Origin of the sequence: Mycobacterium sp. E183 (genome assembly GCF_001667735.1) — a bacterium.
Lineage (GTDB): Bacteria > Actinomycetota > Actinomycetes > Mycobacteriales > Mycobacteriaceae > Mycobacterium.
This window is the reverse complement of sequence record NZ_LZJN01000109.1, coordinates 1-17,234: the sequence shown is the minus strand read 5'-3', so window position 1 is coordinate 17,234 and position 17,234 is coordinate 1. Positions and strand designations below refer to the sequence as shown.

The 17,234-nt window shown below is 70.2% G+C and carries 3 protein-coding genes and 1 pseudogene; all 4 read left to right on the top strand.

All coding sequences use genetic code 11. From position 1 onward, the window contains the following. Window positions 1-42: 42 nt before the first annotated feature. Window positions 43-2,925: pseudogene (locus A5691_RS29115) on the top strand (amino acid adenylation domain-containing protein); the annotation flags it as partial. 129 nt (window positions 2,926-3,054) lie between these two features. After that, window positions 3,055-5,688, top strand: a complete 2,634-nt coding sequence (locus tag A5691_RS29110; RefSeq protein WP_369830456.1) for a condensation domain-containing protein — start codon at window positions 3,055-3,057, stop codon at window positions 5,686-5,688. Beyond that, on the top strand, window positions 5,685-13,331 hold the full coding sequence (locus A5691_RS11475) for a non-ribosomal peptide synthetase (protein WP_068016376.1): 7,647 nt from the start codon (window positions 5,685-5,687) through the stop codon (window positions 13,329-13,331). Before A5691_RS29110 ends, A5691_RS11475 begins: the two co-directional genes overlap by 4 nt. Window positions 13,332-13,746: 415 nt before the next feature. Next, the coding region (locus A5691_RS11470; protein WP_068266579.1) for a non-ribosomal peptide synthetase at window positions 13,747-17,234 on the top strand (3,488 nt) is incomplete at its 3' end.

The following is a 17,234-nucleotide window of genomic DNA, read 5'->3' as shown; positions in this document are numbered from 1 at the left end:
GCGGCGCGCCGCGTCGAGCGCACCGCTGACGGTGATCCCGAGCTGCACCGCGTAGAGGTCGTCCATGTCCTGCGCGAGGCGGTCCACACCGCCGTCAGGCGCCACCCCAACCTGGTCGCCCGGTTCTCCGAGGACTTCGGCGAGCCTGTGCAGATCATTCCGGCCGAGCCCCAGATGGCCTGGCGGTATGTCGAGCTGGACGGCGGCGACGTCGACGAGCAGGTCGAGCAGCTGTGCGCCGACGAACGCGCCGCGGTGTGCGACCTGGCCGACAAGCCGTCATTCCGGGGCGCGCTGATCCGCACGGCGGGCGACCGGCATCGGTTCGTGCTGACCATCCACCACATCGTGGTCGACGGCTGGTCGCTGCCCGTGCTGCTGCAGGAAGTGTTCGCCAGCTACTACGGGGAACGGTTGCCCGCCGCGCCGTCGTACCGCAGCTTCGTCACGTGGCTCACCAACCAGGACCGCGCCGCCGCCCAAGCGGCGTGGGCCCAGGCGCTGGCCGGCTTCGAGACCCCCACCCTGGTCGGCCCGCTCGGGCAGATCGGGAAGCGCGGCGTAGCCGCCTTCCACGTGCCCGCCGACACCACGCACGCGCTGGGCGAGCTGGCGCGCTCCTGCCGCACCACCATCAGCACCGTGCTGCAGGGCGCGTGGACGCAGCTGCTCACGTGGCTGACCGGCCAGCACGACGTCGCCTTCGGCACCGCCGTCTCGGGACGTCCCACCGAACTGCCGGGCGCGGACGCGATGGTCGGCCTGCTGATCAACACGGTGCCCGTGCGGGCGACCATCACCGCGACCACCACCGTCGCCGACCTGCTCGACCAGCTGCAACGCCTGCACAACGACACCGTCGACTACCAGCACCTGGCCCTGCCCGAGATCCACCGGGTCACCGGCCACGACCAGTTGTTCGACACCCTGTTCCTCTACGAGAACTACCCGATCGACGCGGGTGCGCTGCTGGGCGTGCACGAGCTGGCCATCACCGACTTCAGCAGCCGCGAATACAACCACTACCCGCTGTCCGTGGTGGCCTCGCCGGGTCACGAGCTGAGCCTGCGCGTCGAATTCGACACCGAGGTGTTCACCGCCGCCGCCATCAACACGCTCATCGACCGGCTGCAGCAGGTGATGGTGGCGATGACGGCCGACCCCGCCCGCCGCCTGTCCTCGGTCGACCTGCTCGACGCCGCCGAGCACACCCGGCTCGACGACTGGGGCAACCGGCCGGTGCTGGCCGAGGCGGCGCCCAAACTGGCGTCGATTCCGGAGCTGTTCGCCGCGCAGGCGGCCCGCGGCCCCGACGCGGTGGCGATCACGGACGGCGACCGCTCCTGGACGTACGGCGAGGTCGAGGAGTCCGCGAACCGCCTGGCCCACCTGCTGGTGAGCCGGGGCGCCGGCCCGGGGGAGCGCGTCGCGGTGCTGTTCCCCAGGACGGCCGAGGCCGTCGTGGCGATCCTGGCGGTTCTCAAGACCGGGGCGGCCTACCTGCCCGTCGACCCGACGGTGCCGGCGGCGCGCATCGAGTTCGTGCTCGGGGATGCCGCACCCATCGCCGCCGTCACCACCGCCGAGGTGCGGTCGAGGCTCGACGGCCAAAACCTGGACGTCATCGATTTCGACGACCCCGCCGTCGCCGGCCAGACCGGCGACGGGCTGCCCGCGCCGGCGCCGGACAACATCGCCTACATCATCTACACGTCCGGAACCACCGGCACGCCCAAGGGCGTGGCCGTGCCACACCGCAACGTCACCCAGCTACTGGAGTCCTTGGACGCGCAGCTGGCGCTGGGGCAGGTGTGGACGCAGTGCCACTCGCTGGCCTTCGACTTCTCGGTGTGGGAGATCTTCGGGTCGCTGTTGTACGGCGGCCGGCTGGTGATCGTCCCCGACGCGGTGGTCCGCTCGCCCGAAGAGCTGCACGCGATGCTGGTTCGGGAACAGGTCAGCGTGCTGAGCCAGACGCCGTCGGCGTTCTACGCGCTGCAGACCGCGGATTCGCTGGCACCCGAGCTGGGCCAGCAGCTGAAGCTGCAGACGGTGGTGTTCGGCGGCGAGGCGCTCGAACCCCACCGGCTGGGCAAGTGGCTGCACCACCACCCCGGGCTGCCGCGCCTGATCAATATGTACGGCATCACCGAGACCACGGTGCACGCCTCGTTCCGGGAGATCGTCGACGGAGATGTCGACACCAACGCCAGCCCGATCGGCGTGCCGCTGGCCCACCTGGGCTTCTTCGTCCTGGACGGGTGGCTGCGCCCCGTGCCGGAAGGCGTGGTCGGCGAGTTGTACGTGGCCGGCCGGGGCCTGGCGTACGGGTATGTGGGCCGGTCCGGGCTGTCCGCCACCCGGTTTGTGGCGTGCCCGTTCGGCGGGTCCGGTGCCCGCATGTACCGCACCGGCGACCTGGTGCGCTGGGGCGCCGACGGCCAGCTGCAATACATGGGCCGCGCCGACGAGCAGGTCAAGATCCGCGGCTACCGCATCGAGCTCGGCGAGGTGCACGCCGCCCTGGCCGCGCTGGACGGCGTCAACGAGGCGGCCGTGATCGCCCGCGAGGACCGCCCCGGCGACAAGCGGCTGGTGGGCTACGTGACCGGAACCGCCGACCCGGCCGAGATCCGCAATCAGCTCGGCGAGCGGCTGCCGACCTACATGGTGCCCACCGCGGTGGTGGTGCTCGAGGCGCTGCCGCTGACCGTCAACGGCAAACTCGACACCCGCGCGCTGCCGGCGCCGGAATACTCCGACTCCGATCATTACCGCGCCCCGAGCACGGCCATCGAGGAGATCCTGGCCGGCATCTACGCCCAGGTGCTCGGAGTCGAGCGCGTCGGCGTCGACGATTCGTTCTTCGACCTCGGCGGCGACAGCATCCTGTCGATGCAGGTCGTCGCCCGCGCCCGGGCGGCCGGCGTCGTCTGCCGCCCGCGCGACATCTTCGTCGAGCAGAGCGTGGCCCGGCTGGCCCGGGTGGCCTCGCTGGCCACCGACGACGACGTGGTCGACGAGGGCATCGGGCCGGTGGTCGCGACCCCGATCATGCGCTGGCTGCACAGCGTCGACGGTCCGGTCGAGCAGTTCAACCAGACGATGGTGGTACAGGCCCCGGCGGGGGTCGGCGAAGCCGACGTCGTGCTGGTGCTGCAGGCTTTGCTGGATCGGCACGCGATGCTGCGGCTGCGGGTCGACGACGACGGCGCGGGCGGCTGGTCGCTGCGGGTGTCCGAGGTCGGCGAAGTCGACGCCGCCGGTTGCGTGCACACCGTGGAGACGTTGTCCGACGCGGCGTTGGCGACGGCGGTCGCGCAGCTGAACCCGGCCAGCGGCGCGATGCTGCGCGCGGTGTGGGTGCCCGCCACCGGCCAGCTGGCGCTGATCATTCACCACCTGGCCGTCGACGGCGTGTCGTGGCGAATCCTGTTGGAAGACTTGAACATCGCCTGGGCTCAACACCACAGCGGGCAGCCGGTGGCGCTGCCGGTGGGCGGCATGTCGTTCGCGCGGTGGTCGTCGCTGCTGGCGGAGCACGCGCGCCGACCGGACGTCGCCAAGACGGCCGACGCGTGGCGGCAGATCTCGTCGACCCCGGCGCCGTTGCCGTCGGTTCGGCCCGACATCGACACCTACGTCAGTGCGGGACAGCTGTCGGTGTCGCTGGACGCCGACACCACCCGGTTGTTGCTGGGCGAGGTGCCCGCGGCGTTCCACGCCGGCGTGCAGGACATCCTGTTGATCGCGTTCGGGTTGGCCTGGGCGCAGTTTGTGGGCACCGGCGCACCGATCGGCATCGACGTCGAGGGCCACGGCCGCCAAGAGGAGTTGGGCCCGCACGTCGACCTGTCCCGCACGGTGGGCTGGTTCACCACCAAGTACCCGGTCGCGTTGCAGATCGGCGGGCTGTCCTGGGGGCAGGTCGTCGCGGGTGAGGCGGAGCTGGGGGCGCTGGTCAAGGACGCCAAGGAACAGCTGCGCGCCCTGCCCGACGGCCTGACCTACGGGCTGCTGCGCTACCTGAATCCCGACGTCGAACTGGACGTGTCCGACCCGGTGATCGGGTTCAACTACCTCGGGCGGCTGGGCGGCGCCGGCGACGTGTCCAGCGAACTGTGGCGGCTCGACCAGGACAGCCTGGCGTCCGCCGGCGCGGCGACCGCGGTGCCGATGCCGTTGCCGCACACCGTCGAGCTCAACGCCGGCACCCTGGACACCGCGGGCGGTCCGCTCCTGCAGGCCAACTGGACCTGGGCGCGCTCGGCGCTCGACGAGGCCCAGGTGGCCCGCCTGAGCGAATTGTGGTTCGACGCGCTGAGCGGCATCTGCAGCCACGTCCGCAGCGGTGGCGGCGGCCTGACTCCGTCGGACCTGGCCCCCGCCCGGTTGACGCAGCGGGACATCGACGAGCTGTGCCAGCGCTACCCGGTCGCCGACGTGTTGCCCTTGACCCCGCTGCAGCAGGGCCTGCTCTTCCACACCGGCAGCGAGCACGGCAGCGACGACCTGTACGCCGTCCAACTCGACATCAGCGTGAACGGGGCCCTCGACTCGCACCGGTTGCGCGACGCCGTGCACACGATGATCAAGCGGCATCCCAACGTGGTGGCGCACTTCATCGAGGATTTCGGCGAGCCCGTGCAGGTTTTGTCGGCCGAGCCCGCCCTGTCGTGGCATTACGTCGAACTCGACGCCGAAGACGCCGAACCGGAAGAGCAGATCCAGCAGCTGTGCGCCGCCGAGCGCGCCGCGGTCTGCGACCTGGCGGAGCGCCCGGCCTTCCGGGCCGCGCTGATCCGCACCGCCGACAACCGGCACCGGTTCGTGCTGACGAACCACCACATCGTGCTCGATGGCTGGTCGAAGCCGATCCTGCTGCAGGAGATCTTCGCTGCCTACTACGGGGTGCAGTTGCCCGCCCCGGTGCCGTACCGCAAGTTCGTCGACTGGTTGGCGGCGCAGGACCGCGGCGCGGCGCAGGCGGCGTGGCGGCGGGTGCTGGCCGGCTTCGAGGCGCCGACCTTGGTCGGTCCGCCCGGCCGGGTCAGCCTCGGCCCTCGCGGCGTGTCCTCCTTCCAGGTGTCGGCGGAGACCACGCGGGCGCTGGGTGAACTGGCCCGCTCCTGCCACACCACCGTCAGCACCGTGCTGCAGGCCGCGTGGGCGCAGCTGCTGATGTGGCTGACCGGTCAGCACGATGTGACTTTCGGCACAGCGGTGTCGGGCAGGCCGACCGATTTGGCCGGCGCCGACCAGATGGTCGGGCTGCTGATCAACACGGTGCCGGTGCGGGCGACGATCGGCGCCGAAACCACGATCGCCGACCTGCTCAACCAGCTACAAGGCGCCTACAACGACACCCTCGAGCACCAGCATCTGGCGCTCAACGAGATCCACCGTGTAACGGGACACGACCAGTTGTTCGACACCATGTTCGTGTACGAGAACTACCCGATCGACACCGCAGCGTTGTCTGCCGTCGATGAGCTGGCTATTAGCGGATTTACAAATCGGGAATACAACCACTACCCGCTGTCGGTCCAGGCCGTGCCTGGTCACGAAATAAGTCTTCGTGTCGAATTCGATACAGAAGTCTTCGACACGGGCAGAATCGAGAGGTTGGTTGAGCGGTTCAGGCGCGTGCTGGAAGCCATGACCGCAGATGTGGAGGAGCAGTCATGACCGTCGGCGCGGGGCGGCGATTGTTGTCGATCGACTTGCTTGATGGCGGCGAGCACGACCGCCTCGACGAGTGGGGCAACCGCGAGGTGCTGACCGCTCCGGTCACGGGGGCGGTGTCGATTCCGGCGTTGTTCGCCAAGCAGGTCGCGCGCGTGCCGGACGCTCCGGCGCTGACGTTCGAGGGCCGCTCGCTGACCTACGCCGAACTCGACGAGGCCGCGAACCGGCTCGCGCACCTGCTGGCCGACCACGGCGCGCGCCCGGGTGCGTGTGTGGCGCTGCTGCTGTCGCGCTCGGCCGAGGCGATCGTGTCCATCCTGGCGGTGCTCAAGACCGGTGCGGCGTACCTGCCCATCGACCCGGCGGTCCCGGCGGCCCGCATGGAGTTCATGCTCGGCGACGCGGCGCCGGTCGCCGCGGTCACGACGGGCGAACTGCGCTCACGCCTGGACGGGTTCGACCTGCTGGTCGTCGACGTGGCCGACCCGGCGGTGGAAGACCAGCCGAGCTCGGCGCTGGACGGGCCGGCCCCCGAGGACATCGCGTACATGATCTACACCTCGGGCACGACCGGTACCCCGAAGGGTGTGGCGGTCACGCACCAGAACGTCACCCAGCTGCTGAACAAGCTGCCCGCCGACCTGCCGAAGGCCGGTGTGTGGTCGCAGTGGCATTCGCTGGTGTTCGACGTGTCGGTGTGGGAGATCTGGGGCCCGCTGCTGCACGGTGGCCGGCTGGTCGTGGTGCCCGAGTCGGTAGCCGGATCGCCGGATGAGCTGCACGCGCTGCTGGTCGCGGAGAAGGTCACCGTGTTGTGCCAGACCCCGTCGGCGGTGGGGATGCTGTCGCCCGATGGCTTGGATGCGACCGCCCTGATCGTGGCCGGCGAGGCCTGCCCGTCCGAGGTGGTGGATCGCTGGGCCCCGCGCCGGGTGATGATCAACGCCTACGGCCCGACCGAGGGCACGGTCTATGCGTCGATGAGCGCGCCGCTGAAGGCGGAGTCCGGGGCGCCGCCGATCGGCTCGCCCGTGCCCGGGGCGGCGCTCTTCGTGCTCGACAAGTGGTTGCGCCCCGCGCCGGAGGGCGTCGTGGGCGAGCTGTACATCGCCGGTCGCGGCGTGGCATCCGGATATGTCCGCCGGCCGGGCCTGACGGCCTCGCGCTTCATCGCCTGCCCGTTCGGGGCGCCCGGTGCGCGCATGTACCGCACCGGCGACTTGGTGCGCTGGGGCGTCGACGGCCAGCTGCAGTACCTGGGCCGGGCCGACGAGCAGGTCAAGATCCGCGGCTACCGCATCGAGCTGGGCGAGATCCAGTCGGCGCTCGCCGCGCTGGACGGCGTGGACCAGGCGGCCGTCATCGCCCGCGAGGACCGGCCCGGCGACAAGCGGCTGGTGGGCTACGTGACGGGGACCGCCGACCCGGCCGAGATCCGCACCCGGCTCGGCGAGCGGCTGCCCAGCTACATGGTGCCCGCGGCCGTCGTGGTGCTGGACGCCCTGCCGCTGACGGTCAACGGCAAGCTCGACAAGCGCGCCCTGCCGGCCCCCGAGTACCACAAGACCAGCGGCGAATACCGCGCACCCACCACGGCCGTCGAAGAGACGCTGACCGCCATCTACGCCCAGGTCCTGGGACTCGAGCGGGTCGGTGTGGACGACTCGTTCTTCGACCTCGGCGGCGACAGCATCCTGTCCATGCAGGTGGTGGCGCGCGCCCGGGCGGCCGGCGTGGTGTGCCGGCCGCGCGACGTCTTCGTCGAGCAGACCGTGGCCAAGCTGGCCCGGGTGGCCCGCGTGGCCTCCGACGACGAGGAAGTCGACGAGGGCATCGGCCCGGTGTCGGCGACCCCGATCATGCGCTGGCTGCAGCAGGTCGAGGGCCCGACCGACCAGTTCAACCAGACCATGGTGGTGCAGGCTCCGGCCGGCGTCACCCGCGACGACGTGCAGGTGGTCCTGCAGTCGCTGCTGGACCGGCACGCCACGCTGCGGCTGCGGGTCGACGACGACGGCGCGGGCGGCTGGTCGATGCATGTGCCCGAGGTCGGCTCGGTCGACGCCGGCACGTGCATGCACACCGTCGACGCGCTGTCCGACGCGGCGCTGGTGGCGGCGCGCTCGCAGCTGAACCCCGCCGCGGGCATCATGTTCCGCGCCGTGTGGGCGGAATCCACGGCCCAATTGGCGCTGATGATTCACCACCTGGCCGTTGACGGCGTGTCGTGGCGAATCCTGTTGGAAGACTTGAACATCGCCTGGGCCCAGCACCACAGCGGGCAGCCCGTGGCGTTGCCGACGGGCGGAACCTCGTTCGCCCGGTGGTCAGCGATGCTGGAGGAGCACGCCCAGCGGCCCGAGGTCGTCGAGACGGCCGAGGCGTGGCGAGAGGTCGCGGCGACCCCGGCGCTGTTGCCGGCGGTGCGCCCCGACGTCGACACCTACGAGACGGCCAAGCAGCTCTCGGTGTCGCTGGACGTGGAGACCACCCGGTCGCTGCTGGGCGAGGTGCCCGCGGCGTTCCACGCCGGCGTCCAGGACATCCTGCTGATCGCGTTCGGGCTGGCGTGGGCGCGGTTCGTCGGCACCGGCGCCCCGATCGGCATCGACGTCGAGGGCCACGGCCGGCACGAGGAGCTGGGCCCGCACGTCGACCTGTCGCGCACCGTCGGGTGGTTCACCACCAAGTACCCCATCGCGCTGACCGTCGGCGAACTGGACTGGGCGCAGGTGATGGCCGGTGACCGGGCGCTGGGAGCGCTGGTCAAGAAGGCCAAGGAGCAACTGCGTGCCCTGCCCGACCCGCTGACCTACGGGCTGCTGCGTTACGTCAACACCGACGTCGACCTGGACGGGTCGGACCCGGTCATCGGGTTCAACTACCTGGGACGGCTGGGCGCGGCGGCGGATCTGCCCGGCGAGATGTGGCGGATCAGCCAGGACAGCCTGTCGTTCACCGGCGCCGCGAGCGCGGCGCTGCCGATGCCGCTGATGCACACCGTCGACCTCAACGCCGGGACCATGGACACCGAGGCCGGCCCGCACCTGCAGGCGAACTGGACCTGGGCGCCCTCGGCGCTGGACCACGAGCAGGTCAGCCGGTTGAGCCAGCTGTGGTTCGAGGCCCTGGCCGGCATCTGCGCGCACGTACGCAGCGGCGGGGGCGGGTTCACGCCGTCGGACATCGCGCCCGCTCGACTGACCCAGCAGCAGCTCGACGACCTATGCCAGCAGTACGCGGTTGCCGACGTGTTGCCGTTGACCCCGCTGCAGCAGGGGCTGCTCTTCCACGCCAGCTTCGCGCACGACGTGGGCGACGACGTGTACGCGGTGCAACTCGGCATCACCGTGACCGGAGACCTCGACGCGCACCGGCTGCGCGAGGCCGTGCACGCCGTGGTCGACCGGCACCCCAACCTGGCGGCCCGATTCTGCCCCCAGTTCGGCGAGCCGGTGCAGGTCATCCCGGCCGACCCGGTGATGGCGTGGCGGTACATCCAGCTCGGCGCAGACGACCTGGACCCCGACGAGAAGATCGAACAGCTCTGCGCCGCCGAGCGCGCCGCGGTCAGCGACCTCGCCAACCGGCCCGCCTTCCGCGCCGCGCTGATCCGCACCGCCGACAACCGGCACCGGTTCGTGCTGACCAACCACCACATCGTGATGGACGGCTGGTCGCTGCCGATCATGCTGCGCGAGATCCTGACGAGCTACTACGGCGACCGGTTGCCCGCGCCCGCGTCCTACCGCAGCTACCTGACCTGGCTCGCGGCCCAGGACCGCACGGCGGCCCGCGCCGCCTGGGCCGAGGTGATGGCCGGGTTCGACGCGCCCACCTTGGTCGGGCCGCCGGCCCGGCTCGGCCTCGGCCGGCGGGGCGTCGAGTCGTACCGGCTGCCCGCCGAGACGACGCGGGCGCTGGGCGAACTCGCCCGCTCCTGCCACACCACCATCAACACCGTGCTGCAGGGCGCCTGGGCGCAGCTGCTGATGTGGCTGACCGGCCAGCACGACGTCGCCTTCGGCACCGCGGTGTCCGGCCGGCCGGCCGACCTGGTCGGCGCCGAGTCGATGGTGGGTTTGCTGATCAACACCGTGCCGGTGCGCGCCAACATCACCGCGGCCACCACCGTGGTCGAGCTGCTGCAGCAGCTGCAGAACGCCCACAACAACACGATCGAGCACGAGCACTTGGCGCTGAACGAGATTCACCGCGTCACCGGTCACGACCAGCTCTTCGACACACTGTTCCTCTACGAGAACTACCCGATCGACACCAGCGTGCCGCTGGGCTTCCACGAGCTGGCGATCACCGACGTCACCAACCGCGAGTACAACCACTACCCGCTCTCGGTGATGGCGCTTCCGGGCCGTGAACTGGGCCTGCGCGTCGAGTTCGACACGAGCGTGTTCGACACCGCCGGGATCGAGTCGCTGATCGAACGGTTCCAGCGGGTGCTGGCGGGCATGACCGCCGACTCCAGTCAGCGGCTGTCCTCGATGGACGTCTTGGACGGGGGCGAGCGCGCCCGCCTCGACGAGTGGGGCAATCGGTCGGTGTTGACCGCGCCCGTGGGCGCGAAGGCGTCGATCGTGTCGCTATTCGCCAAGCAGGTGGCCCGGACGCCGGAGGCGCCGGCGTTGACGTTCGACAGCCACTCGATGAGCTATCGCGAGCTCGACGAGGCCGCGAACCGGATGGCCCACCTGCTGGCCGAGCACGGCGCGCGGCCGGGCGAAAGCGTGGCGCTGCTGCTGTCCCGGTCGGCCGAGGCGATCGTGTCGATCATGGCGGTGCTGAAGACCGGCGCGGCCTATCTGCCGATCGACCCGGCGGTCCCGGCGGCGCGGATCGAGTTCGTGCTCGCCGACGCCGCGCCCGTCGGCGTCGTCACGACGGCCGAGTTGCGGTCGCGGCTGGACGGCTCCGACCTGTTGGTGATCGACGTCAACGACCCGTCGTTGGACGCCCAGCCCGCCACGGCGTTGCCGGGCCCGGCCCCCGAGGACATCGCGTACCTGATCTACACGTCCGGCACTACCGGTGTCCCGAAGGGCGTGGCGGTCACGCACCACAACGCGACGCAGCTGCTCGAGAAGCTGCACGCCGACCTGCCGGACCCGGGTGTGTGGGCGCAGTGGCATTCGCTGGTCTTCGACGTCTCGGTCCACGAGATCTTCGGCGCGCTGTTGCACGGCGGCCGGCTGGTCGTGGTGCCCGAGTCGGTGGCCGGTTCCCCGAAGGAGCTGCACGCGCTGCTGGTCGCGGAGCAGGTCACCGTGCTCAGCCAGACCCCGTCCGCGGTGGGAATGCTCTCCCCGGAGGGGCTGGACTCGATGGCCCTGGTGGTCGCCGGCGAGGCTTGCCCGCCCGAGGTGGTCGAGCGGTGGGCGCCGGGTCGGGTGCTGATCAACGCCTACGGTCCGACCGAGGGCACGGTGTACGCGGCGATGAGCGCGCCGTTGAGCGCGGACGGCGGAGCGCCGATCGGTTCCCCGGTCCCCGGGGCCGCCCTGTTCGTCCTGGACAAGTGGCTGCGGCCGGCGCCCGAAGGCGTCGTCGGTGAGCTGTACATCGCCGGTCGCGGCGTGGCGTCCGGCTATGCGCGCCGCCCGGGCCTGACGGCCTCGCGGTTCATCGCCTGCCCGTTCGGAGCGCCCGGCGCCCGGATGTATCGCACCGGGGACCTGGTGCGCTGGGGCGCCGACGGCCAACTGCAGTACCTGGGCCGAGTCGACGAGCAGGTCAAGATCCGCGGCTACCGCATCGAGCTCGGCGAAATCCAGGCCGCCCTGGCGGGTCTGGACGGGGTGGAGCAGGCGGCGGTGATCGCCCGCGAGGACCGCCCCGGCGACAAGCGGCTGGTCGGTTACATCACCGGCACCGCCGACCCCGCCCAGGTTCGGGCCCAGCTGGGTGAGCGCCTGCCCGCCTACATGGTGCCGGTCGCGGTGGTGGTGCTGGACGCGCTGCCGCTGACCGTCAACGGCAAGCTCGACAAGCGCGCCCTGCCCGCCCCCGAGTACCAGAAGACCGGTGGCGAGTACCGGGCCCCGGCCACGCCGGTGGAGGAGACCCTGGCCGACATCTACGGCCGCGTGCTCGGATTGCAGCGGGTGTCGGTCGAGGATTCGTTCTTCGACCTGGGCGGCGATTCGCTGTCCGCGATGCGGGTGATCGCCGAGATCAACACGGCCCTCGACGCCAACCTCTCGGTGCGCACCCTGTTCGAGGCGCCGTCGGTGCGGGGCCTCGCCCACCGGGCCGAACGCGATGCCGGCTCTGCGGGCGAAGCCGAGGCCGGCGGCCCCAGCTTCGCCTCCGTGCACGGACCTGATGCCACGCAGGTCTACGCCAGCGATCTCACTTTGGACAGGTTCATCGACGCCGCGACGCTGAGCGCCGCGCCCGCGCTGCCGGGGCCGAGCTCGGAGGTGCGGACGGTCCTGTTGACGGGGGCGACGGGGTTCCTGGGGCGTTATCTGGCGCTGCAGTGGCTCGAGCAGCTCGAGTTGGTGGGCGGCAAGCTGATCTGCTTGGTGCGGGGCGGCTCCGACGAGGAGGCGCGTCAGCGGCTGGAGAAGACGTTCGACAGCGGTGACCCGAAGCTGCTGCGTTACTTCCAGGACCTCGCGGCCGACCACCTCGAGGTGATCGCCGGTGACAAGGGTCAGCCCGGCCTGGGTCTCGACGAGCAGACGTGGGAGCGGCTGGCCGACACCGTCGACCTGATCGTCGACTCGGCGGCCCTGGTCAACGGCGTGCTGCCTTACAGCGAGCTGTTCGGCCCGAACGTCGCGGGCACGGCCGAGCTGATCCGGATCGCGCTGACCAGCAGGATGAAGCCGTACGCGTACGTGTCGACCTCGGACGTCGGCCGCCAGATCGATCCGGCGGCGTTCACCGAAGACGCCGACATCCGCGTCATCAGCCCGATCCGCAAGGTCGACGGCAGCTACGCCAACGGCTACGGGAACAGCAAGTGGGCCGGCGAGGTGCTGCTGCGCGAGGCCAACGACCTGTGCGGGCTGCCCGTCTCGGTGTTCCGCTCGGACATGATCCTGTCCGACACCAGCTACGCCGGCCAGTTCAACCTGTCGGACATGTTCACCCGGATGGTGCTGAGCCTGGTGGCCACCGGCATCGCTCCGCGGTCGTTCTACCAGCTGGACGCCGAGGGCAACCGGCAGCGTTCGCACTTCGACGCGCTGCCGGTGGAGTTCGTCGCCGAGGCGGTCACCACGCTCGGCTCCCAGGTGGTCGAAGGGTTCGAGACGTATCACGTGATGAACCCGCACGACGACGGCATCGGCATCGACGAGTACGTCGACTGGCTGATCGAGGCCGGCTACCCGATCGAGCGCATCGACGACTTCGGGGAGTGGCTGCAGCGGTTCGAGGCCGCGCTGCGCGAGTTGCCGGAGCACCAGCGCAAGCACTCGGTCCTGCAGATGCTGCAAGTCCCGGGCTACAACCAGTTGCAGGCGCCCGAACCGGCCACCGGGGCGTTCGCCCCGACCGATCGATTCCGCGCCGCAGTGCAGGAAGCCAAGATCGGCACGGACAACGACATCCCGCACGTCTCGCCGGCGGTGATCGTCAAGTACGTGACCGACCTGCAGTTGCTCGGCCTGCTCTAGCACGACACCCGGTTCGGGACGGTCCCACGCGGGCCGTCCCGAACCGTGTATCCGGTTTGTCGCTCAAAAACATTCTTTGCGTATCTTTTGTGCGCGGTTAGAGGAGTGCTGTAAGACAGGTGAGACTTTTCGAAACCTCTAGCGCACATTCTCGCCCTCGATTAATCTTTCAGACTGTTGCACTCATGTTGACTAAGTTGGTGGAGAAACTGTGTGTGTCGATCCGTTCGATGACGACATCCGCGGCCCCGGCTTAGTCGGCGACGGGCGGCAACAGGGGCGAGGAACCGCACGCGGATCGCGCCGCGGTCGTGCGCTCCATCACGCGGAACCGAACGGGCATTGCGGAGGGTTCGGTCGAGCGGCTGCAGTCAACCGGGGGTTTGAACGGTGAACCTCATGGTTGGGAAGTTGGATGCAGCTTGGTGAGCAAGCCCTTCCGCTCACGCGCGGCCAACTAGACATCTGGCTCGCGCAGGAGACGGGCCACTCCGGCACGGAGTGGCAGATCGGCCTCTTCGTCCGGATCGACGGCAGGGTCCAACGTGACGCCCTGAAGTGGGCGATCCGCCAAGCGGTTGAAGAAGCCGAACCGGCGCGGGCTTGTTTCGTCGAGGCGGACGGTCAGGTGTTCCAGCGGCCGATCGAATGCTCCGACATCGAGCTGGCTTTCCATGACCTGACCGGTTCGGACGACGCCATCGAAGAGGCCCGGCGGATAGCGTTGTCGATCCAGCGAACGCCGATGCCGTTGACGGGTCCGCTGTTCAGGTTCGCCCTCTTCCAGACCCGTGCGGACCAGTTTCACCTGTTCGCGTGCTGCCACCACATCATCGTCGACGGAACCGGCGTCGCGCTCGTCGGTCACCGCATCGCCTCGATCTACTCCGCGATCGTCTCCGCCGCCCCCATCCCGCCGGCCGTCTTCGGGTCACTGCGGGACCTTCTCGACTGCGAGTCACGGTACGAAACGTCCGGCGACTACCGCGACGACGAGGCGTACTGGGTGAAGAACCTGCCCGCGATCGACGCGGGACCCCATCAGGCCCCGCGCGCGACGGGTGAGCGCGATCCCTGGCCATCCGCGCCGGTCGCGTTGGACTCCGGCATCCTCCGCCGGGTCCACAAGCTATCCCACGTGTGGGGCGTGTCCCCGACGTCGGTCATCACCGCGGCGTGCGCGCTGTTGGTGCGTGGCTGGACCGGCGGTGGCTCGGAGGTGGTCCTCGACTTCCCGGTCAACCGGCGAGTGCGCCCGGAATCGAAGACGCTCCCCGGCATGGTCGCCGGGGTGGTGCCGCTGGTATTGCGCGTGGCGCCCGAACTCACGGTCGCCGATTTCTGCCTGCACGTCGACACCCGGATTCGCGAAGCCATTGAGCATCAACGGTTTCCGGTGCAGGCGTTGGAGCGCAAGGCCCGCGGCCCGGTCGGGCCGCCCGAGCGGGTGAGCGTCAATTTCATCCCGTCCGATTTCACCCTGCCCTTCGGTGGTGTCACCGCCTCGGCGTCCTACACGAATTCCGGCCAGGCAAGTGGTTTCGGGCTGATCTTCTCCGGCGACGGGGACGGGATCTCCCTGAGCACGGCGGGCGCCTGGGAGCCCCTGTCCAGCTTCGAGGCCGCCCATCTGGCGGGCCGCTTGGAACGGGTGCTGGTGGCGCTGACCGCCGATACGACGCGGCGGTTGCTGTCGATCGACGTCCTCGAAGAGCCAGAGCGGGCCCGCCTGGCCGGGTGGGGGAACTGGGCGGCCGCGGCCGATCGTGCGCCGGGACGGTCTATTCCGGAGTTGTTCGGGGTATGGGCGGAGCGCACTCCCGAGGCGGTCGCGGTGTCGTGTGGGGGCCGATCGTGGTCATACCGCGAGCTGGACGCGACGTCGAACCGGTTGGCGCGCTGGCTCGTCGGGCGTGGTGTCGGTCCGGGGGACTGCGTGGCGTTGCTGGTGCAGCGGTCGGGGGAGGCGGTGATCGCGCTGCTGGGGGTGTTGAAGTCGGGGGCGGCGTACCTGCCGATCGATCCGGGGGTGCCGCCGGGCCGGGCGGAGTTCATGCTCGCCGATTCGGGGGCGGCGGTGGCGGTCGTCGGGCAGGGATTGCGGTCGCACCTGGGTGGGTTCGCCGGCGCGGTGGTGCAGGTTGACGATTCCGCGGTTGCGGCGCAGTCGGGCGCGGGCTGGGTCGGGCCGGGCCCCGACGATGTGGCGCACGTGATTTACACGTCGGGGACGACGGGAGTGCCCAAGGGGGTGGCGGTCACCCATCGCAACGTCACGCAGCTGTTTGCGGCGTTGGCCGGGGGTGACTTGTTGGGTGCGGGACGCGTTTGGACTCAATGCCATTCGTTGTCCTTTGACTTCTCGGTGTGGGAGATCTGGGGTGCGTTGCTGCACGGCGGACACCTGGTGGTGGTGCCCGACGCGGTGACGCGCTGCGGTGACGATCTGCACGAGTTGGTGGTGGGCGAGCGGGTATCCGTACTGACCCAGACGCCGTCGGCGCTCGGCGTGCTCTCGCCTCAAGGGGTGAGGGCGGCGCTGGTGGTGGGGGCCGAGCCGTGCCCCGCGCAGGTGGTGGATCGGTGGGCGCCGGGCCGCGCGATGGTCAACGTGTACGGGCCGACCGAGACCACCATGTGGGTGTCGATGAGCGCGCCGTTGGTGGCCGGGTCGGGGACGCCGGCGATTGGTTCGCCGGTGGCAGGCGCCGCGTTCTTCGTCCTCGACGGGTGGCTGCGGCCGGTGCCGGCCGGGGCGGTCGGGGAATTGTATGTGGCCGGGTCCGGGGTGGGCCTGGGATACGTGCACCGGGCCGGGTTGACCGCATCGCGGTTTGTGGCGTGCCCGTTCGGCGAGCCCGGACACCGGATGTATCGCAGCGGGGACCTGGTGCGCTGGGGGATCGACGGCCAGCTGCAGTACGTGGGGCGCGCCGACGAGCAGGTCAAGATTCGCGGTTACCGCATCGAGGTCGGCGAGATCCGCTCGGCCCTCGCCGCTTTGGAGGGCGTCGACGAAGCGGTGGTCGTCGTGCGCGAGGACCGCCCCGGCGACAAACGCCTCGTGGGCTACCTCACCGGCACCGCCGACCCCAGCGAACTCCGCACCGCGCTGGCCGAGCGGCTACCGGCCTACATGATCCCGGCGGCCATCGTGGCCTTGCCGGCACTACCCACCACCCTCAACGGCAAGCTCGACACCCAGGCCCTGCCCCTGCCCGACTACCGGGACGCCGATCACTACCGCGCCCCGGCCACCGCGGTCGAAGAGATCCTGGCCGGCATCTACGCCCAAGTCCTCGGTGTCGAGCGGGTCGGCGTGGACGATTCCTTCTTCGATCTGGGTGGTGACTCGCTGTCGGCGATGCGGGTGATCGCGGCCATCAATAACGGCCTGGACAGCCGCCTTTCGGTGCGAGAGCTGTTCGAGGCCCCCACGGTCGCGCAGCTGGCCCCCCGCGTCGGCGCCGGCGGGGGTGGCCTGGCGCCGTTGGTGCCCTGCGAACGCCCGCCGACGGTCCCACTGTCGTTCGCCCAGTCCCGGTTGTGGATTATCGACCAACTGCACGGGCCGTCGCCCGTCTACAACATGGCGGCGGCGCTGCGACTGGAGGGTCCACTCGACACCGACGCTTTGCGTGCCGCACTGGGCGACGTGGTGGCGCGGCACGAAAGTTTGCGGACCGTCTTCACCGCACCCGAGGGAAACCCCCAGCAGATCGTCCTGCCGCCCACCCAATCCGCCGTCAGATGGGACGTGGTCAAGACCGACGGCTGGTCCGCCAACCGGTTGCAGGAGGTCATCGAGGCGGCGGCGCGCTACGCGTTTGATTTGTCGGTTGAGATTCCTTTGCGGGCAACGCTTTTCCGTGTGGGTTGCGATGAGCATGTGTTGGTGGCGGT